The following is a 17,754-nucleotide window of genomic DNA, read 5'->3' as shown; positions in this document are numbered from 1 at the left end:
CATCGCTCATCCGGCGGCTGTCATGCAGCCGCTGTTTCTCCTGCGTTCTCGATGCTGCCGGCGGCCACGAAGGGCGCGGCCGGCGCGGCCAGCTCGTCTGCATCCAGATAGATGCGGCCGTCCTCGACCTTGACGCTGAACGACTGCGTGCAGCCTTCGTCGGGCGCCACTGCACAGCCGGACTGCATCTCGATGCTCCAGTTGTGCAGCGGGCAGGCCACGCGTTCGCCGAACACGATGCCCTGCGACAGCGGACCGCCCTTGTGCGGGCAGCGGTCGAGCAGGGCGAACACCTTGTCTTCGCTGTTGCGGAAAATCGCGACATTCGGCTGGCCGGCGCGCGCCACCACGCGCGAGCCGAGCACCGGAATGTCATCGACGCTGCAGATTGCTTTCCATTCATTCGACATCTTGTTTTCCTCTTTCTGGTGCATCGGACACGTCATACGTTCAAGGGCGCAAACTGGCGCGTATCGACCTGCGCCTTTTCCGGCTCGTGCCACGGATCGGCCTCGCCCTCGAGCGCGAACAGCAGGCGTTCGTAGAGCGCCTTGCGGTTCTCGGCGTCCTCGAGCACCTTTTTCTTCACATGGTCGAGTCCGACACGATCGAGGTAATGCACGGTTCGTTCCAGGTACCAGCCCTCCTCGCGGTAGAGCTGCAGGAAGGCACCCGTGTATTCGAGCACTTCCTCGTGCGTCTTGACCTTGACGAAGAACTGCGCGACCTCGGTCTTGATGCCGCCGTTGCCGCCCACGTAGAGTTCCCAGCCCGAATCGACGCCGATCACGCCGACGTCCTTGATGCCTGCCTCGGCGCAGTTGCGCGGGCAGCCCGATACCGCGAGCTTGGTCTTGTGCGGCGTGTACATCAGCGCCAGCTGGCGTTCGAGCTGCTGGCCCATCAGCGTGGAATTCTGCGTGCCGAAACGGCACCATTCGGAGCCGACGCAGGTCTTCACCGTGCGCAGGCCCTTGGCGTAGCCAAGCCCGGCCGGCATGCCGAGGTCGTGCCAGACCTCGCGCAGGTCTTCCTTCTTCACGCCCAGCAGGTCGATGCGCTGGCCGCCCGTGACCTTGACGGTCGGGATCTTGAATTTATCGACGACGTCGGCGATGCGGCGCAGTTCGCTGGCATTGGTCTCGCCGCCCCACATGCGCGGGATGACGGAGAAAGTGCCGTCCTTCTGGATGTTGGCGTGCGCGCGCTCGTTGATGAAGCGCGATTGCGGATCGTCCACCGCTTCCTTGGGCCAGGTAGAAATCAGGTAATAGTTGATGGCCGGACGGCAGCTCGAGCAGCCGTTGGGCGTGCGCCATTCCATCTTTTCCATGACTTCGGCCACCGTCAGCATGTGCTGCGCGCGAATCTCGTCGCGTACCTGCTGATGCGTGCGATCGGTGCAGCCGCACATGGGCTTGACCTTGCTCGACGCCGAATAGTCGCCGCCGGCGGTCGCCATGATGATCTGCTCGACCAGCCCGGTGCACGAACCGCAGGATGCAGAAGCCTTGGTGTGCTTGCGCACGTCCTCGATGGTGAACAGGCCTTTTTCCTTGATCGCCTTGACGATGGTGCCCTTGCACACGCCGTTGCAGCCGCAGACTTCGGCCGTATCCGGCATGGCGGCGGCCTTGCTGAAGCCTTCGTGGCCGGTGTCGCCGGGGCGGCTCAGGTTGGCTTCGCCGAACATCAGCGCATCGCGGATCTCGCTGATGTCCTTGCCTTCGCGCAGCATGTTGAAGTACCAGCTGCCGTCAACCGTATCGCCGTACAGGCAGGCGCCGACCAGCTTGTCGTCCTTGAGCACGAGCTTCTTATAGACGCCGCCGATCGGGTCCGACAGCATGATCTCTTCCGTGCCTTCGCCGCCGATGAAGTCGCCGGCCGAGAACAGGTCGATGCCGGTCACCTTGAGCTTGGTCGAGGTCACCGATCCCTGGTAGCGGCCGATGCCGAAGTTGGCCAGATGCGTGGCGCAGACCTTGGCCATCTCGAACAGCGGCGCGACCAGACCGTAGGCAATGCCGCGATGGTTCACGCATTCGCCGACCGCATAGATGCGCGGGTCGTAGGTCTGCATGGTGTCGTTGACGACGATGCCGCGGTCGCAGTGGATGCCGGCCGATTCGGCCAGCGCGGTATTGGGGCGGATGCCGACCGCCATCACCACCAGTTGCGCCGGAATCTCGCTGCCGTCGGTGAAGCGCAGCGCCTTGACGCGGCCGTTTTCATCACCCAGCAGTTCCTGCGAATTCTTGCCGAGCAGGAAGGACAGGCCACGATCCTCGAGCGACTTCTGCAGCATCTTGCCGGCGGTCTTGTCGAGCTGGCGTTCCATCAGCGTTTCCGGCAGATGGACGACCGTCACGTCCATGCCACGCAGCTTGAGGCCGTTGGCCGCTTCCAATCCGAGCAGGCCGCCGCCGATGACGACCGCGTGCTTGTATTTGGTCGCCGCCTCAATCATGGCATTGGTATCCCAGATGTCGCGATAGCCGATCACGCCGTCGAGTTCCTTGCCCGGAATCGGCAGGATGAAGGGATTGGAGCCAGTCGCCAGCAGCAGGCGGTCGTACTCGGCCACCGTGCCGTCGTCGGCGATCACCTGGCGCTTGACGCGATCGACGGTCGTGATCTTCTTGCCGAGATGAAGCGTGATGCCGTTTTCCTTGTACCAGTCAACATCGTTGAGCATGATGTCCTGCACGGTCTGCTCGCCGGCCAGCACCGGCGACAGCAGGATACGGTTGTAGTTGGCATACGGCTCGGCGCCGAACACCGTGATGTCATAGAGATCGGGCGCGATCTTGAGCAGCTCCTCGAGCGTGCGCACACCTGCCATCCCGTTGCCTACCATGACCAGTTTCATCTTTTTCATCGCTGCATCCCACGAAGTGTTGTTCCCGAAATCTAAATAAGCAAAACAGATGCCAGTTTTGTTTCGGCACTATCGGCTTAAATATGCGTACGGAATGCACCATTAAAAAAGAACAGGCACGCATTCGCACCCAAGGGGTGCAGCCGCGCATCACGACGGCGCACCGAAACAGAACGCACATGCACATATCCTTGTGCGACAAGGCCTGCGCCAAAGTGGCATGACGCTTGCATATTTGTCCGCCTCACTCAACCTGTGCGGACTCTCATGCAAAAGACCTCGTTCTGGAAAGCCGGTCATACGCCGACGCTGCTGGCTTCCTTCTTTTATTTCGACCTCAGCTTCATGGTGTGGGTCATCCTCGGCCCGCTTGCCGTGCAGATTTCCAGCGACGTCGGCCTGAGCGCCGCACAAAAGGGTCTGGTGGTCGCCACGCCGCTGCTGGCCGGTGCATTGCTGCGCATGGTGATGGGCGTGCTGGTCGATCTGCTGCAACCGAAGAAGGCCGGCATGATCGGCCAACTGGTGGTGATGGCGGGCCTCGCCTGGGCCTGGCTCGGCAATCTGCACGACTACCACGCCCTGCTCGCCTTCGGCGTGATCCTCGGCGTGGCCGGCGCCGCATTCGCGGTCGCGCTGCCGCTGGCATCGCGCTGGTATCCGCCCGAGCATCAGGGCACCGCGCTCGGCATTGCCGGTGCCGGCAACTCGGGCACCGCGCTGGCAGCACTGTTCGCACCGACGCTGGCGATCCATTTCGGCTGGCAGAACGTGTTCGGCCTGTGCCTGATCCCGCTCGCAGTCGCCTTCCTCGTCTATATGGTGTTCGCCAAGGATGCGCCGAACGCACCGCCGGCCAAGTCGCTGGTCGCCTACCTGCAGGTGCTCAAGGATCGCGATGCATGGTGGTTCATGTTCTTCTACAGCGTGACCTTCGGCGGCTTCTCGGGACTGGCGTCGTCGCTGACGATCTATTTCAACGGCCAGTACGGCCTGTCACCGGTCACGGCCGGCTACTTCACCGCCGCCTGCGTATTCGCGGGCTCGATGGTGCGCCCGATCGGCGGCCGGCTGGCGGATCGCATCGGCGGCATCCGCACGCTGTCGCTGATGTACATGCTGGCCGCGATCTTCCTGCTGATCGCCAGCGTCGGCCTGCCATCGTCGATCATGGCGGCGGCGGTCTTCGTGCTCGCCATGCTGTCGCTGGGCACCGGCAACGGCGCGGTGTTCCAGCTCGTGCCGCAGCGCTTTCGCAAGGAGATCGGCGTGATGACCGGGCTGGTCGGCATGGCCGGCGGCATCGGCGGCTTCTATCTGGCGTCCAGCCTCGGCTATTCCAAGCAGCTGACCGGCGACTACCAGGGCGGCCTGATCCTGTTCGCCGCGCTCGCCATCGTCGCCCTGCTCGGCCTGTCGGCGGTCAAGACGCGCTGGCGCACCACCTGGGGCAGCGCGGCCATGACCAATGCCAAGATATGATGCGATGCATCGTCCTTACCGCCTGACGCCATGCCGCTGATCCTGCAAGCCGGACACGCCACGCGCGCCGGCCAGCGCGCCGCCAACGAAGACTTCGTCGGCATGGTGCTGCCGGGCGAACCCGACCTGTCGAGCAAGGGCTTCATCGCCGCCGTGGCCGACGGCGTGTCCGGCAACGACGGCGGCCGCGAAGCATCCGAATACACGATACGCGGCCTGCTCGGCGACTACTACGCGACCTCCGACACCTGGCCCGTCACGCAATCGCTGGACCGCGTGATCAAGGCGATCAATTCGTGGGTGCAGCAGCAGGGATCGATACGCGCCGAACTGGCCGGCATGGCGACCACGCTGACAACGCTGGTACTGCGCGGCCATTTCTATTACTTCGCGCACGTCGGCGACACGCGCCTCTACCTGCTGCGCGACGGCAGGCTCGCGGTGCTGACCACCGATCATGTCTGGGACAGGCCCGAGATGCAGCATGTATTGACGCGCGCCATCGGCCTCGACACGCGCATCGCCATCGATCACGGCATGGGCGAACTGCAGGAAGGCGACGTCTTCCTGCTCGCCAGCGACGGCGTGTGGGATGTGCTCTCGCGTCACGTCCTGACCGAACATCTGCTGGCGATGCAGCCCGGCGCCGATGCGCAGGCGGCCGCCGAGGCGCTGCTCGATGCCGCGCTGGCCGCCGGCACGCGCGACAACCTGAGCGCGCTGGTGGTGCGCGTGCAGGCGCTGCCGGAGATGAACCTGCGCGATGCGCTGTCCGGTTCGCAGCAGCTGCCATTGCCGCCAAAACTGAAACCCGGCCAGACCATCGACGGCTACACGGTGGAGGAACAGATCCATGCCTCGGCCGCCACGCTGCTCTATCGCGTCCGCGAAGACGGCAGCGGCCGTCAGCTGGTTCTCAAGACCCTGCATCCGGACAAGGCCGAAGACGCGCACGAACGCTCGGCCTTCGCGCACGAGGAATGGCTGGCGCGGCGCGTGGTCGGTCGCTTTTTCCCGCAGGTCATCTCGCCCGCGCAGAAAAGCCGGCTCTACTACCTGACCACCTGGCACGAAGGCAGCACGCTGCAGCAGCAGCTCGATGTCGGCAAGCACTTCACGATCCCCGAGGTGCTCGGTTGCGGCATCCGGCTGGTGCGCGCACTCGGCGCGCTGCACCGGCGCAGCATCGTGCATCGCGACATCAAGCCGGCCAACATCCACCTCGGTAGCGACGGCGAGCTGCGCATCCTCGATCTCGGTGTCGCGCAATCGGGACTCGAAGCGGAGGACGAAGTGCGCGCGCCGCGTGCCGGCACGCCGTCCTTCCTCGCGCCCGAACAGTTCGACGACGCCCCCGCCTCGCCCGCGACCGATCTCTATGCGGCCGGCGTCACGCTCTACCTGCTGCTGACGCGCCGCTATCCGTACGGCGAAATCGAACCGTTCCAGACGCCACGCTTCGGCAGCCCGGTGATGCCGAGCCGCCATCGTCCCGATCTGCCGATGTGGCTGGAAAACGTGTTGCTGAAGGCGATCGCGGCAGACCCCGCGGAACGCTTCGAGACCGCCGAGGAATTCCTGCTCGCGCTCGAACGCGGCGCGGCACAACCGCTCGCGCGGCCCGCCGCCAAGCCGCTGGCCGAACGCGATCCGACCGCCTTGTGGCGCGCGCTCGCGCTGATCTCGGTGGTGGCGAATCTCCTGCTGCTGTACCTGCTGGTGGTGCGCTGAAGCGTATGGCAAGTATGGTGATCACGCCGCCGCGCCGTCCAGCGCCGCCTTCACCAGTTCGTCGATCTCGCTCGTGATGTTGGACAGCACGCCGGCCACCACCGAGAACTCCTTGCCGGCGTGACCTGCGCGCGCCGCCACGATGCGTGCATTGAAGGCCACCATCTTGGCTTCGCGTGCGATGGTCTCGATGTCGGTCATGATGTGGCGCAACTGGTTGCGCATCAGCCGCGCATGCTTCTTCGACTGTTCTTCATAGACTGCCGTGATCTGGTTCAGCACCGCCAGCAGCGGCGTGGTGAAGTGCACCAGTTCGTCGAGCAGGGTCGGTGCGCTCTTCAGGCCGTCTTCGATCGCGTTGAGCGTGCGCTCGGCGAGATCGATGAAATGGCGAATCTTGCGGTCGCCCTCGGTCCGGCCGAAGTACGCGTCCTCCAGCTCTGCACAGAACACACCCGGCAATTCGCCCGCCGGCTTGATCAGCGAGGCATGCGCGGCGCGGAACAAACCCAGCGCCTCGCGCGCGGTGGCGGCCGCATTCAAATGCCCCTGCGCCGCCAGCACCGCGTACAGCACCAGCCGCTGCGAGGTGAAACGGCGGCGGCCCGAGAGGTTGATCAGCATGCCGAACACTTCGCCCGACAGCGGCGTCGCTTCCCGCGCCTGCACCGCCGCATCCTGCGCGACGGCCGGCATATCGAAAGCCGCACCCTCGCGATTCGCCGGCATGACCGCTACTACTTCCGTTTCGCGCAATGCCGTCTGCTGCATCATTACGCCGCTTCCTTCGCCGGATGCGACTGGCGGTGATACAGAAACTCCAGCACCGCCGAGCGGTACTGCATGTACTGCGGGTCCTGCGCCAGCGAGACGCGCTCGCGCGGACGCGCCAGCCTGACGTCGAGAATCTCGCCGATGGTAGCCGACGGTCCGTTGGTCAGCATCACGATGCGGTCCGACAGGAGCACGGCTTCATCGACGTCGTGCGTGACCATGATGACGGTGGAGTTGGTGGCAGCCACGATCTTCAGCAGCTCGTCCTGCAGGTGCGCGCGCGTCAGCGCATCGAGCGCGCCGAACGGTTCGTCCATCAGCAATACCTTGGGCTCCATTGACAACGCACGCGCAATGCCGACGCGCTGCTTCATGCCGCCCGAGATTTCGTTCGGCCGTTTCTGCTCGGCGTGCGACAGCCCGACCATCGCCAGCGCCGCCCTGGTGCGCTGCTGCAGCTCCGACTTCGATTCGCTTGCGCCGAACACGCGTTCGACCGCCAGATAGACGTTCTCGAAGCAGGTCAGCCAAGGCAGCAAGGAGTGATTCTGGAACACCACCGCGCGCTCGGGCGACGGTCCGGCGATCTCGCGGTTGCCGCACAGGAGCATGCCGCCGGTCGCATGCGTCAACCCCGCGATCAGGTTCAGCAGCGTCGATTTGCCGCAGCCCGAGTGGCCGATCAGCGTGATGAACTCGCCCTTGGCGACCGTCAGGTTGATGTCGCGCAGCGCATTGAAAACGCCCTTTTTGGTATGGAACGACATCTCGCCGTTCTGGATGTCGATGTACTTGCCGTTGATGCTGTCCATGATGATTTTCCTTGTCCGTATCCGTTGAACCGATCAGCTCTTCACTTCTTCGTAGGTGAAGGCGCGCGCGATGCCGACCAGCATCTGTTCGAGGATCAGGCCGACCACGCCGATCACGACGATGGCGATGATGATGTGCGGCACGTTGAGGTTGTTCCACTCGTCCCATACCCAGAACCCGATGCCGACGCCGCCAGTCAGCATTTCCGCCGCCACGATCACCAGCCACGCGGTACCGATCGCGAGGCGCACGCCGGTCAGCATGTAGGGCAGCACCGAGGGGAACAGGATCTTGGTGACGATCTTCCATTCCGACAGGTTGAGTACGCGCGCCACGTTCATGTAGTCCTGCGGCACGCGCTGCACGCCGACCGCGGTGTTGATGATCATCGGCCAGATCGAGCAGATGAAGATGGCCCAGATCGCGGCTGGATCGGCGGCCTTGAACACCAGCAGGCCGATCGGCAGCCAGGCCAGCGGCGACACCGGCTTCAGCAGACTGATGATGGGATTGAACATGCCCGAGAAGAAGCTGAAGCGGCCGATGATGAAGCCGAGCGGGATGCCGACCAGCGCCGCCATGCCGAAGCCGAGTCCGACGCGCTTGAGCGACGCCAGTACGTTCCAGCCGATGCCCTGGTCGTTGGGACCGTTGTCGTAGAAGGGATCGGCAAACAGTTCGAGCGCCGCCTTCCAGGTGGTCAGCGGCGATGGAATGCCGCTGTTCCTGGCTGCCACGATTTCCCAGACCACGATCAGGAAGAACACGCCGAACAGTGGCGGCAGCACCTTCAGAAAGAAAGGCCGCAGCGAGAACGGTCTGCCCGGCTGCGCCGGTGCTTTCGGCTTTTCCGCAGCCGCCGCGGTACTGCCCTGTGCGATGGCGGTCACCTTGGCGACAGGCGCTTCAGTGGTGGCGTTGACGGATTCTGCGACGACTGCGGTATTCATGGTGACTCCTTATGCCTTGATCTTGAACGATTCTGCGTATGCCTTGGGGTTCTTGCCGTCCCACACCACGCCGTCGATGAGCTTGGACGAGCGCGACTCGCTCTTCGGCAGCGGCACCTTGGCAGCGGCCGCCGCTTCCTTATAGAGCGCGATGCGGTTGACCGAGGTTGCCGTGCCCACGTAATCGGACTCGCCCTTGGCCAGGCCCCAGCGCTTGTGCTGGGTCATGAACCACATGCCGTCCGACAGGTACGGGAAGTTGGCCGCGCCGTCGTTGTAGAACTTCATGTGGTTCGGATCGTCCCAGGTCTTGCCCATGCCATCGCTGTAGCGGCCGAGGATGCGCTGGTTGATGACATCGACCGAGGTATTGACGTAGGACTTGGCCGCGATCGTCTCGGCCATCTTGTTCTTGTTGGACAGCGAGGCATCGATCCAGCGGCCGGCTTCGAGAATCGCCGCGGTCACGGCGCGCGCCGTGTTCGGATTCTTGGCAACCCAGTCGGAAGTCGTGCCGAGTACCTTCTCCGGATGATCCTTCCAGATGTCCTGCGTGGTAGCGGCCGTGATGCCGATGCCGTCAACGATGGCGCGGTGGTTCCACGGTTCGCCAACGCAGAAGCCGTCCATGTTCCCGACCCGCATGTTGGCGACCATCTGCGGCGGCGGCACGGTGATGACCTTGGCATCCTTCATCGGATTGATGCCGTAGGTCGCCAGCCAGTAGTAGAGCCACATCGCGTGGGTACCGGTCGGGAAGGTCTGCGCAAACGTGTATTCGCGTTTTTCCATCTGCATCAGCTTGGCCAGGCCGGCGCCGTTGACCGCGCCCTTGTCGGCCAACTGCTTCGACAGGGTAATTGCCTGACCGTTGTTGTTGAGGTTCATCAGCACCGCCATGTCCTTCTTGGCGCCGCCTATGCCTTCATGCACGCCATAGACCAGGCCGTACAGCACATGCGCGGCGTCGAGCTCGCCATTGACCAGCTTGTCGCGCACGCCGGCCCACGACGACTCCTTGGTCGGCACGATCTTGACGCCGTACTTTTTGTCGAAGCCGAGCACCGAGGCCATGACCACGGAAGCGCAGTCGGTCAACGGAATGAAGCCGATCTTGACCTCTTCCTTCTCTGGCTTGTCCGAGCCCGCAGCCCATACGCCCTGCGTGGCCAAGCCACCGAAAGCGCTGGCCGCCACTGCGGTTCCTGCCTTGATGATGGTGCGCCGTGTCATGTTGGTCGTCCTGTCATGCGTTGTCATGTTTTCCTCGAAGAGCGGAGTGGAATAAAAAAAGACGCCCGGGCCGCAGAAGCACATGCTTCCGCAACACGGACGTCTTTGTCCTGATCGCCCCGGCCGCCATTGGCCGGTGCCATCCTGTTTTTTTCGGCACCGTCGTTGGCACCAACCTCAAATTAGCAATTCACATGCCAGTTTTCAAAACCCGCCAAAATCCCGTGCTCCGCCAGAGTGGCAAGCTCATCAACCGCAGGCATCGCGCGCCCGTCCAATCGCCCTGACCGCATCGCGCCTTTTTTGTGCACCGCCTTGATTTAGTGCATCGCAAATGCACCAATACGCGATCAGCCGAGCAGATCGGCGATATCGATCATGCGCTGCGCCAGTTCCGACAGCTTGAGGTTGCGGTCCATCGCCATGCGGCGCAGGCGGCCATAGGCCTCGTCCTCGGAGATGCGGTGACGCTCCATCAGCAAACCCTTGGCACGTTCGACGGTCTTGCGCTCGGCCAGCTTGAGCTTGGTGTCGGACAGTTCGTTGCGCAGCTTCTGGTCGGCGTTGAAACGCGCCAGCGCCACGTCGAGCACCGGCTTGACACGCTCGGCCTGCAGACCCGACACGATATAGGCCGACACGCCGGCCGCCATTGCGGCCTCCATGCTCGATTGCGCCTGGTCTTCGGTAAACAGCACGATGGGGCGCGGCGCCTCGCGCGTGACGATCACCACGTGCTCGAGCACATCACGCGCGTCGGATTCGGCGTCGATGATGACCATGTCCGGCTGCAGCTGCACGACGCGATCGGCCAGATGCAGGTCGGCCGGCAGCACGGCAACGATGTTGTAGCCCGCCTCCAGAAGGCCGATGCGCAAGGCACGCGCGCGCTCGTCCTGCTGCAGGGCCTGATCGTCCGGATCCGCGTCCGACGCTAAAAGAGTATTGACGACGACGATGCGCAGCGAGCGGATATCGGCCTGGTTTCGAGAGATCATGCGGTTCAAGAATGATGGTGCAGCGCAGCGAGCGCGGGAGAATACGCTACAATCCACGCAAGATTCACGCCACACCTCAGCACCTTATTCCATCCTCATGCTCGTTCTCGGAATCGAATCCTCCTGCGACGAAACCGGCCTCGCGTTGTACGACACACAACGCGGCCTGCTGGCGCACGCCCTCTATTCGCAGGTGAAGATGCATGAGGAATACGGCGGCGTGGTGCCCGAGCTGGCCTCGCGCGACCACATCCGCCGCGCCATTCCGCTGCTGGAAAAGGTCCTTGCGGACAGCAGCGTACAGCGCAGCGAGATCGACGCCATCGCCTATACACAGGGCCCCGGGCTGGCCGGCGCGCTGCTGGTCGGCTCCTCGATCGCCTGCGGCCTCGGCCTCGCGCTCGACAAACCCGTGCTCGGCGTGCACCACCTCGAAGGCCATCTGCTGTCGCCGCTACTGGCGAGCGAGCCGCCGGCCTTTCCGTTCATTGCCTTGCTGGTATCGGGCGGCCACACGCAACTGATGCGCGTCGATGGCGTCGGACAGTACGCGATGCTGGGCGAGACGCTCGACGACGCCGCTGGCGAGGCCTTCGACAAATCGGCCAAACTGCTCGGCCTCGGCTATCCGGGCGGCCCTGCCATCTCGCGCCTGGCCGAGTTCGGCGATCCGAACGCCTATACGCTGCCGCGCCCGATGCTGCATTCGAAGAATCTGGATTTCAGTTTTTCGGGCCTGAAAACGGCAGTGCTGACGGTGGTGAAGAACCACCCGGCCAACATCTGCGAACAGGACAAGGCCAACATCGCACGCGCGTTCGTTGACGCCATCGTCGATGTGCTGACCGCCAAATGCATGACGGCGCTCAAGCAGACCGGCCTCAAGCGCCTCGTGATCGCCGGCGGCGTCGGCGCCAACCGCCAGCTGCGCGAATCGCTGAACGCAGCCGCCGCCAAGCGGCGCTACAAGGTGTTCTATCCGGAACTGGAGTTCTGCACCGACAACGGCGCGATGATCGCCTTCGCCGGCGCCATGCGGCTGCAGCGCGATCCGAATCTGGCGAAGAAGGAATACGGCTTCAACGTGAAGCCGCGCTGGCCGCTGGACAGCCTTTCGGCGCCATAGAAACGAAAGGCCCGCATCTGCGGGCCTTTTCATGTCATGCGTCCATATCAGGACTTCTTCTTGCTGCCGATCCGGGTTTCCTTGCCCGACAGCAGATTCGCGATGTTCTTCCTGTGCCGCGCAATCAGCAGCACGCTCATCGCGGTGATCGCCAGCAGCATCGCATCGACCTCGAACATCAGCAGGTAGAAGAACGGCGCAAACACCGCCGCGATCAGCGCCGCCAGAGACGAATAACGGAAGGCGTAGGCGATGATGAGCCAGGTCGCCAGCGTCGCCAGGCCGAGCCAACCATTCACCGCCAGCAGGATGCCGAGCGCGGTCGCCACGCCCTTGCCGCCGACGAAGCGGAAGAACACCGGCCACAGGTGGCCGAGAAACACCGCGATCGCCGCCAGCGCCACGCCGGTCTCGCCGATGCCGTAGGCCGGACCGAAATGCTGCGCCAGCCATACTGCGACAAAGCCCTTGGCACCGTCGCCGAGCAGCGTCAGGATCGCGGCCTTCTTGTTGCCGGTGCGCAGCACGTTGGTCGCGCCCGGGTTCTTCGAACCGTAGCTGCGCGGATCGTCGAGCCGGAACAGCTTGCTGACCACCACCGCGAACGAGATCGAACCGATCAGGTAGGCACCGACCGCAAACAGGACTGTATTCATTTTTCCTCCCTCTTCCGCCGCACGCGCATGGATGCGTTGCAACGGCTCATTATTCTTCCAGCGCGCAATGCACGGGCTTCGCGCCCAGCACGTCTTTCAGCGCTGCCGGCGACAGACTCACCAGATAACCGCGCCGGCCGCCATTGATGTAGATGCGTTCGAGCGCGAGGATGCTTTCCTCCACATAGACCGGCATTTCCTTGCGCGTGCCGAACGGCGAGGTACCGCCGATCAGATAGCCCGAGTGGCGGTTCGCCACTTCCGGCTTGCACGGCTCGACCGACTTGCAGCCGATCTGGCGTGCCAGGTTCTTGGTCGAGACCTTGCGGTCGCCGTGCATCAGCACCAGCAGCGGCCTGGCCGCCTCGTCCTGCATCACCAGCGTCTTGACCACGATGTGCTCATCGACACCGAGTGCACGCGACGATCCTTCGGTGCCGCCATGTTCCTCGTATTCGTACGGATGCCCCTCGAAGGCGACCCTATGACGACGCAGCCATTGTGTCGCGGGCGTTTCCGACACATGCTCTTTTCTTGCCATCGTGTTACGCTCAAACCAAAAAGGAGCACATTATGCAGCAAGAACTCCGCTTTGCGACCTTCAACGTCTGCAATCTGGCCCTGCCGGGGATAACATTCTACGCCGACCAGCCACCCTACTCCGAAGCGGAGTACGAAGCCAAGATCACGTGGATCGCGCAACAGCTCGACCGGCTCGACGCCGACGTGATCGGGCTGCAGGAGATCTTTTCTCAGGCTGCGCTCAGGGACGTGCTGGCACGCACGCAACATTACCGCGATGCCCGTCACGTCGGCGAAGACCCCGATCCGCAGGCCGAGAAATTCACGCCGAGCGTGGCGCTGATCTCGCGCCTGCCGATCGCACCCGGTGCCGGCATCATCGCCGAACTGCCGGACAACCTGAGCATCGACATTCCCGGCGTGGCGCATCCGATGCGTCGCTTCACGCGGCCGGTGCTGCATGCGCAGATCCAGGTCTCGCCATCGCTCGTGATCGATGCCTACGTCTGCCACCTGAAATCCAAGCTGCCCGACTATCTGCAGGACGCCGACAACCAGACGCAACTGTCGGACCTCTCCGGCATGGCAATGCTGCGCTCGCTGATCCGGCGCGGCACCGATGCGCTCGGTCTGCGCACGCTGCTGACGCGCCGCCTGCGCAGTACGCGCAGGCCGATCATTGTCATGGGCGACTTCAACGACGTCGCCGATGCGATCTCCACGCGCATGGTGATGGGCCTCGGCCGCTACGATGCCGCCGACGAGGAAACCATCGACGACCGCCTGTTCGAAAGCTACCGCATCCAGTCGCGCCGCGATCCATTGCGCGACGTCGGCTACACCCACATCCACGACGGCAGTTTCGAGACCATCGACCACATTCTCGTATCGGCCGCCTTCAATCCCGAACTGCCGGGCGCCATCGGCGAAGTGCTGGACGTGCGCTACCTGAACGACCACATGATCTTCCGGCAGCCGCAGGCTTCAGACCACGGCATCGTGCTCGCGCGCATCGCGCTGTACGACTCGGCACTGTCCGATCTGCGCCTTGCATAGAAAGAAATTCATGCCTCAAACAGTCATTCCCCAACTGCGCATGCGCGATGCCGCCGTCAGCCTGCCCTTCTATATCGATGGTCTCGGCTTCAAGATCGACTGGGAACACCGCTTCGGCCCCGACTATCCGCTGTTCGTGCAACTGACGCGCGCGGGCCAGACCATCTTCCTCAGCGAACATGAGGGCGATGCAAAGGTCGGCGGCGCCGTCTATTTCCTGGTGCCGGATGTGGATGCCTGCCATCGTCAGTTCGAGACCAACGCGGCACAGATCGATCAGCCGCCCTGCGATACGCCGTGGGGCACGCGCGAGATGGTCGTGATCGATCCCGACGGCAACCGGCTGCGCTTTGCCACCGATCCGGACCTGACGGGAGATTGACGATGTGGGATCAACGCTACGGCACGCAGGACTATGCCTATGGCACCGAACCGAACGACTTCCTGAAAGCCCGCTTCCGTCAGATTCCGCAAGGCCGCGTGCTGAGCCTGGCAGAGGGCGAAGGACGCAACGCCGTCTTTCTCGCCAGGCACGGCTACCGTGTCACGGCAGTCGATGCTTCGCGGGTCGGGCTGGACAAGGCACAAAGACTGGCACAAGAAAATAACGTCGCCATCGAATGCGTGCAGGCCGACCTGGCCGACTTCGCCCCCGGCGACAATGAATGGGACGGCATCATCTCGATCTTCTGTCCGTTGCCATCCGGGATCAGGAGAGCCTTGTATGCGCGGCTGGAGAAGGCGCTCAAACCCGGTGGCGTGTTTCTGCTGGAAGCCTATACGCCAGCGCAGGCAAACAACGACACGGGAGGCGGCAAGGACACGGACACCATGCAGACTTCCGCCACACTGCGACAGGAACTCGCTGGGTTGCGCTTCGTGCATTTGCAGGAACTGGAACGGCCGGTCATCGAAGGCCGGTATCACACCGGACTGGGTGCGGTCGTGCAGGCAATCGCGGTAAAGTAAGGAAGCGATGACGGCATGGGCGGCCGTCCTTCTCTTATTCCTCTTCGGGCGCAGGCGCTCCATCCAGAGGCGTGCCATCAACGGCTTCCTGCCCCTCGTCGGTTTCGGCCGGCCGCTCCTGCTTGCGTTTGAGTTTTTCTTCTTTCTTGCGCTTCTTTTCGAGTTCCTTCTGTCGTTTTTCGTACTGGTAATTTGGTTTGGCCAAGCGTTTTCTCCAATTGCTGCATGAAATGGGGGGAACGGTCCTTCACGGTACGCCCCTGATGGACGGATGCTAGCACGCGCGCTCGCCCGTCCGAACGTCTTAATGAACAAACAACACCATTATGAAAAGAAATACTTGCGCATTTCCTGCGCTGACTGCGCCCCCATCTCTGTGCCGACAATACGCGCAGCCTTGATCGGGGCAAGACAAGCAGATCAACGAAAACAGAAGCATCGCTACCTGCCCCCCATCCTTCGCATAAAACAACACCACCCTATTTGATAATAGTTCTTGCTTATAATTCTCGTCCGATTCCGCTCATTCATGCCAGCCAGATTCGGATGAACACCCATTCCACCGAGTTCGACAACCAGTTTGCGCACATGGACCCGTCGTCGCCTCGAATGCACCGATCAAGCCGGCGACCTGGCGCAAGAGGTATTCATCCGCGTACTACTGCAACGCCGCGCCGAAGAGTTGCGCGAACCCAAAGCCTATTTGAGCAGCATTGCCCGCAACCTGATGGTGGACATGTTCCGCCGCCACAGCATCGAGCAGGCATACGCCGAGGCACTGGCGGTGTGCGCCGACGCGATGGCATCATCCCCCGAAGAGCGCCAACAGATCATCCAGACCCTGCAGAAATCCGGCAAATTCAATCAAATTTTTTACAACGTAGCGGACAGACTGCTGACGAGGTATTCATAGGTGAGGCTTTACAGGTTCTTGCTTCGTTAGTGTCTTGTGATACCCGTGTAAATCAAACCGTTAATAGCATTTGAAAGTGGCCACGTAATCTGCAGCTTGTGCAAACGTCTGCTGTCGACCCAAAACGGACATTGTTAATCAAAAGTTTCTAGTTATGCCTTTATTTGAGCTTCGATGACATCATTCAAAGTCCCACATGCATTAGCAATATTATTAGTGTTTAGGTTTGTGATGCTAAGAATAAGCCCTCGTTTGTTATTCGCAGTGATGTACCACGATGATAGTGGGGAGGGGGCCAATCCTTGCTCTCTTGCCGCGGCGACCAGCATTACATCATCTACGGTCTCGGAACAAAAAGCGATTAAGCCAAGCCCCGATTCTTTGATCTGTGGAAATGACTTACTCAGATGCGTCATTGCTTTCTCTCTGCGCACGAAGTACAGGTCTTTCATCTGCCGAAGATGGCGTAGGAAATGGCCATCTGCCAAAAATTCGGCCATCGCTAATTGAGTAGTTCTATTTGGCGCGGGCAGCATTACCGCTGCGATCTCTACAAATTTCTCGGTAACTAATTTTGGTACAACCATGAAGCCTAGCCCCAGCGATGGGCTCATAGTTTTACTAAATGTTCCAATATGGATGACGCGTTCAGCGCCATCACCTGATGCAAGCGCAGATTTAGCACGTCCATCTAACTGCAATTCGCCAAGGTAGTCGTCCTCAACGATCCAAGCGTTCTGTGTTCTAGCCCATTTGAGTAAGTCTCGTCTTCGGTTGGAAGATAAAGTGACACCTAAAGGAGCCTGCTGGCCTGGAGTCACCAGAGCGATTAGGGCATCTGCCGCCTGAGCTATCCCAATCTCCACGTTGATTCCTTCCATGTCTACAGGAATCGGAACAACAGTTAAACCTGCTAATTCTAGTGCTCGCCTTCCTAGTGGGTATCCCGGCTCCTCCAACCATACCTTTCGGCCTTTTGCTTGTAAGGCCATTAGAGTTAAGGTCAAACCTTGCCGATAACCACTGGTTACGATGATCTGATCTGGATGGCATTGAATTTGCCGACTGACGGCTAAATGACTTGCGATTTGTTTTCTTAGTTCAGGTTCACCACGGGGATCTGCATAGGTGGTGTAGGACAGAGCATCGGTACGTACTGCCCGAGATCGCATACGCTCCCATACCTTAGTCGGAAACGCATCATGTGCGGGGACGCCAACCTGAAATGGAAGTGGGAAGCTTGAATAAGGTCGGGTGAAGCCCGCCAATGGGCGGTCCCAAAGCTCCTCATGCTCAAGAGGCTGAGGTGGTAGCTTTGAGCTAACCTTGGTACCCGCAGAGCCAGCGCCAAAAATCAAGCCTTCAGCAGCCAAACGATCATAAGCAACTCGAATCGTTCCGCGAGCAACACCAAGTTGTGCAGCCAACGCCCGACCTGATGGTAATCGACTCCCTCCCGTAAGTACTCCTTCGAGAATCGAGCTTCTTAGATTTGCATAGATTTGGTCTCCAATTGGCGCGGGGTTATCTGGCTCAACCTGAACTAAAACCGAAGGAGTGATTTTTGGATCAGTCATTGCGCTATTTTTTGGGTCTTTTTCTTCTAACTCCGCGATAGTAACGTTAGGTATCGCGCGCAGCCAGATTGTT

18 protein-coding genes are annotated in these 17,754 nt (G+C 61.7%); 7 read left to right on the top strand and 11 right to left on the bottom strand.

The features are described from left to right. Nucleotides 1–20: 20 nt before the first annotated feature. Complete coding sequence (nirD, locus tag IEV38_RS13695; protein WP_188396985.1) at nucleotides 21–410, bottom strand: nitrite reductase small subunit NirD; 390 nt, start codon at nucleotides 408–410, stop codon at nucleotides 21–23. A 32-nt stretch (nucleotides 411–442) separates the two neighbouring features. Next, nucleotides 443–2,881 (bottom strand): nitrite reductase large subunit NirB, encoded by a 2,439-nt coding sequence (gene nirB, locus IEV38_RS13690; RefSeq protein ID WP_188396983.1) that lies wholly within the window; start codon nucleotides 2,879–2,881, stop codon nucleotides 443–445. A 267-nt stretch (nucleotides 2,882–3,148) separates the two neighbouring features. On the opposite strand from nirB, the gene IEV38_RS13685 reads away from it, so the two are divergent. Together IEV38_RS13685 and IEV38_RS13680 are read left to right on the top strand one after the other, a co-directional pair. Continuing rightward, nucleotides 3,149–4,363 (top strand): nitrate/nitrite transporter, encoded by a 1,215-nt coding sequence (locus IEV38_RS13685; protein ID WP_188396981.1) that lies wholly within the window; start codon nucleotides 3,149–3,151, stop codon nucleotides 4,361–4,363. A gap of 30 nt (nucleotides 4,364–4,393) precedes the next feature. Next, nucleotides 4,394–6,094: a bifunctional protein-serine/threonine kinase/phosphatase gene (locus IEV38_RS13680; protein WP_188396980.1), complete on the top strand. Its 1,701-nt coding sequence runs from the start codon at nucleotides 4,394–4,396 to the stop codon at nucleotides 6,092–6,094. A 21-nt stretch (nucleotides 6,095–6,115) separates the two neighbouring features. Here IEV38_RS13680 and IEV38_RS13675 read toward each other — a convergent pair whose 3' ends face one another. The 5 genes from IEV38_RS13675 to IEV38_RS13655 all read right to left on the bottom strand — a co-directional run bounded on the left by IEV38_RS13675 (nucleotide 6,116) and on the right by IEV38_RS13655 (nucleotide 10,862). Beyond that, complete coding sequence (locus tag IEV38_RS13675) at nucleotides 6,116–6,790, bottom strand: methyl-accepting chemotaxis protein (RefSeq protein WP_188397072.1); 675 nt, start codon at nucleotides 6,788–6,790, stop codon at nucleotides 6,116–6,118. Between the two features lie 77 nt (nucleotides 6,791–6,867). Further along, nucleotides 6,868–7,680, bottom strand: a complete 813-nt coding sequence (locus tag IEV38_RS13670; RefSeq protein WP_188396978.1) for an ABC transporter ATP-binding protein — start codon at nucleotides 7,678–7,680, stop codon at nucleotides 6,868–6,870. Nucleotides 7,681–7,713: 33 nt separating this feature from the next. Continuing rightward, nucleotides 7,714–8,631 carry a nitrate ABC transporter permease gene (ntrB, locus tag IEV38_RS13665; protein WP_188396976.1) on the bottom strand — a complete coding sequence of 306 codons (918 nt, stop codon included), beginning with the start codon at nucleotides 8,629–8,631 and terminating at the stop codon, nucleotides 7,714–7,716. A 9-nt stretch (nucleotides 8,632–8,640) separates the two neighbouring features. Continuing rightward, nucleotides 8,641–9,891, bottom strand: coding sequence for a CmpA/NrtA family ABC transporter substrate-binding protein (locus tag IEV38_RS13660; protein WP_188396974.1), 1,251 nt, complete (start codon nucleotides 9,889–9,891; stop codon nucleotides 8,641–8,643). Between the two features lie 323 nt (nucleotides 9,892–10,214). Continuing rightward, entirely contained in the window at nucleotides 10,215–10,862 is a 648-nt protein-coding gene (locus IEV38_RS13655) for an ANTAR domain-containing response regulator (RefSeq protein ID WP_188396972.1), read from the bottom strand. A gap of 97 nt (nucleotides 10,863–10,959) precedes the next feature. On the opposite strand from IEV38_RS13655, the gene tsaD reads away from it, so the two are divergent. Then, a complete protein-coding gene (gene tsaD, locus IEV38_RS13650) occupies nucleotides 10,960–11,988 on the top strand; it encodes a tRNA (adenosine(37)-N6)-threonylcarbamoyltransferase complex transferase subunit TsaD (RefSeq protein ID WP_188396970.1) in 1,029 nt (342 codons plus the stop codon). A gap of 47 nt (nucleotides 11,989–12,035) precedes the next feature. Here the strand turns inward: tsaD and plsY are convergent, their stop codons facing one another. Together plsY and IEV38_RS13640 are read right to left on the bottom strand one after the other, a co-directional pair. Then, nucleotides 12,036–12,644: a glycerol-3-phosphate 1-O-acyltransferase PlsY gene (gene plsY / locus IEV38_RS13645; protein ID WP_188396968.1), complete on the bottom strand. Its 609-nt coding sequence runs from the start codon at nucleotides 12,642–12,644 to the stop codon at nucleotides 12,036–12,038. A 49-nt stretch (nucleotides 12,645–12,693) separates the two neighbouring features. After that, nucleotides 12,694–13,185 carry an aminoacyl-tRNA deacylase gene (locus IEV38_RS13640; RefSeq protein WP_188396966.1) on the bottom strand — a complete coding sequence of 164 codons (492 nt, stop codon included), beginning with the start codon at nucleotides 13,183–13,185 and terminating at the stop codon, nucleotides 12,694–12,696. A 32-nt stretch (nucleotides 13,186–13,217) separates the two neighbouring features. Here IEV38_RS13640 and IEV38_RS13635 point away from each other — a divergent pair, with 32 nt between their 5' ends. The 3 genes from IEV38_RS13635 to IEV38_RS13625 are packed head-to-tail and all read left to right on the top strand — an operon-like array spanning nucleotide 13,218 to nucleotide 15,191. Then, nucleotides 13,218–14,222, top strand: a complete 1,005-nt coding sequence (locus tag IEV38_RS13635; RefSeq protein WP_188396964.1) for an endonuclease/exonuclease/phosphatase family protein — start codon at nucleotides 13,218–13,220, stop codon at nucleotides 14,220–14,222. A gap of 10 nt (nucleotides 14,223–14,232) precedes the next feature. Continuing rightward, nucleotides 14,233–14,604: a bleomycin resistance protein gene (locus IEV38_RS13630; RefSeq protein WP_188396962.1), complete on the top strand. Its 372-nt coding sequence runs from the start codon at nucleotides 14,233–14,235 to the stop codon at nucleotides 14,602–14,604. 2 nt (nucleotides 14,605–14,606) lie between these two features. Continuing rightward, nucleotides 14,607–15,191, top strand: coding sequence for a class I SAM-dependent methyltransferase (locus tag IEV38_RS13625; RefSeq protein WP_188396961.1), 585 nt, complete (start codon nucleotides 14,607–14,609; stop codon nucleotides 15,189–15,191). Between the two features lie 34 nt (nucleotides 15,192–15,225). On the opposite strand, the gene IEV38_RS13620 is transcribed toward IEV38_RS13625, so the two are convergent. Continuing rightward, a complete protein-coding gene (locus tag IEV38_RS13620) occupies nucleotides 15,226–15,396 on the bottom strand; it encodes a hypothetical protein (protein ID WP_188396959.1) in 171 nt (56 codons plus the stop codon). 375 nt (nucleotides 15,397–15,771) lie between these two features. Between IEV38_RS13620 and IEV38_RS13615 the strand changes: the two genes are divergently transcribed. Next, complete coding sequence (locus IEV38_RS13615; RefSeq protein ID WP_229729053.1) at nucleotides 15,772–16,104, top strand: sigma factor; 333 nt, start codon at nucleotides 15,772–15,774, stop codon at nucleotides 16,102–16,104. Between the two features lie 152 nt (nucleotides 16,105–16,256). Here IEV38_RS13615 and pdxR read toward each other — a convergent pair whose 3' ends face one another. Then, nucleotides 16,257–17,681 (bottom strand): MocR-like pyridoxine biosynthesis transcription factor PdxR, encoded by a 1,425-nt coding sequence (gene pdxR, locus IEV38_RS13610; protein WP_188396957.1) that lies wholly within the window; start codon nucleotides 17,679–17,681, stop codon nucleotides 16,257–16,259. Nucleotides 17,682–17,754 lie beyond the last annotated feature (73 nt).

The organism is Oxalicibacterium flavum, from assembly GCF_014635065.1.
GTDB classification, from domain to species: domain Bacteria; phylum Pseudomonadota; class Gammaproteobacteria; order Burkholderiales; family Burkholderiaceae_D; genus Oxalicibacterium; species Oxalicibacterium flavum.
Note: the sequence above shows the minus strand (reverse complement) of the source record. Positions and strands in the feature narration are given on the sequence as shown.

Bases quoted from the DNA above. Each gene is read 5' to 3' on its own strand.
- nirD (WP_188396985.1), bottom strand. From the start codon at position 410: ATGTCGAATGAATGGAAAGCAATCTGCAGCGTCGATGACATTCCGGTG.
- nirB (WP_188396983.1), bottom strand. From the start codon at position 2,881: ATGAAAAAGATGAAACTGGTCATGGTAGGCAACGGGATGGCAGGTGTG.
- IEV38_RS13685 (WP_188396981.1), top strand. From the start codon at position 3,149: ATGCAAAAGACCTCGTTCTGGAAAGCCGGTCATACGCCGACGCTGCTG.
- IEV38_RS13680 (WP_188396980.1), top strand. From the start codon at position 4,394: ATGCCGCTGATCCTGCAAGCCGGACACGCCACGCGCGCCGGCCAGCGC.
- IEV38_RS13675 (WP_188397072.1), bottom strand. From the start codon at position 6,790: ATGCCGGCCGTCGCGCAGGATGCGGCGGTGCAGGCGCGGGAAGCGACG.
- IEV38_RS13670 (WP_188396978.1), bottom strand. From the start codon at position 7,680: ATGGACAGCATCAACGGCAAGTACATCGACATCCAGAACGGCGAGATG.
- ntrB (WP_188396976.1), bottom strand. From the start codon at position 8,631: ATGAATACCGCAGTCGTCGCAGAATCCGTCAACGCCACCACTGAAGCG.
- IEV38_RS13660 (WP_188396974.1), bottom strand. From the start codon at position 9,891: ATGACAACGCATGACAGGACGACCAACATGACACGGCGCACCATCATC.
- IEV38_RS13655 (WP_188396972.1), bottom strand. From the start codon at position 10,862: ATGATCTCTCGAAACCAGGCCGATATCCGCTCGCTGCGCATCGTCGTC.
- tsaD (WP_188396970.1), top strand. From the start codon at position 10,960: ATGCTCGTTCTCGGAATCGAATCCTCCTGCGACGAAACCGGCCTCGCG.
- plsY (WP_188396968.1), bottom strand. From the start codon at position 12,644: ATGAATACAGTCCTGTTTGCGGTCGGTGCCTACCTGATCGGTTCGATC.
- IEV38_RS13640 (WP_188396966.1), bottom strand. From the start codon at position 13,185: ATGGCAAGAAAAGAGCATGTGTCGGAAACGCCCGCGACACAATGGCTG.
- IEV38_RS13635 (WP_188396964.1), top strand. From the start codon at position 13,218: ATGCAGCAAGAACTCCGCTTTGCGACCTTCAACGTCTGCAATCTGGCC.
- IEV38_RS13630 (WP_188396962.1), top strand. From the start codon at position 14,233: ATGCCTCAAACAGTCATTCCCCAACTGCGCATGCGCGATGCCGCCGTC.
- IEV38_RS13625 (WP_188396961.1), top strand. From the start codon at position 14,607: ATGTGGGATCAACGCTACGGCACGCAGGACTATGCCTATGGCACCGAA.
- pdxR (WP_188396957.1), bottom strand. From the start codon at position 17,681: ATGACTGATCCAAAAATCACTCCTTCGGTTTTAGTTCAGGTTGAGCCA.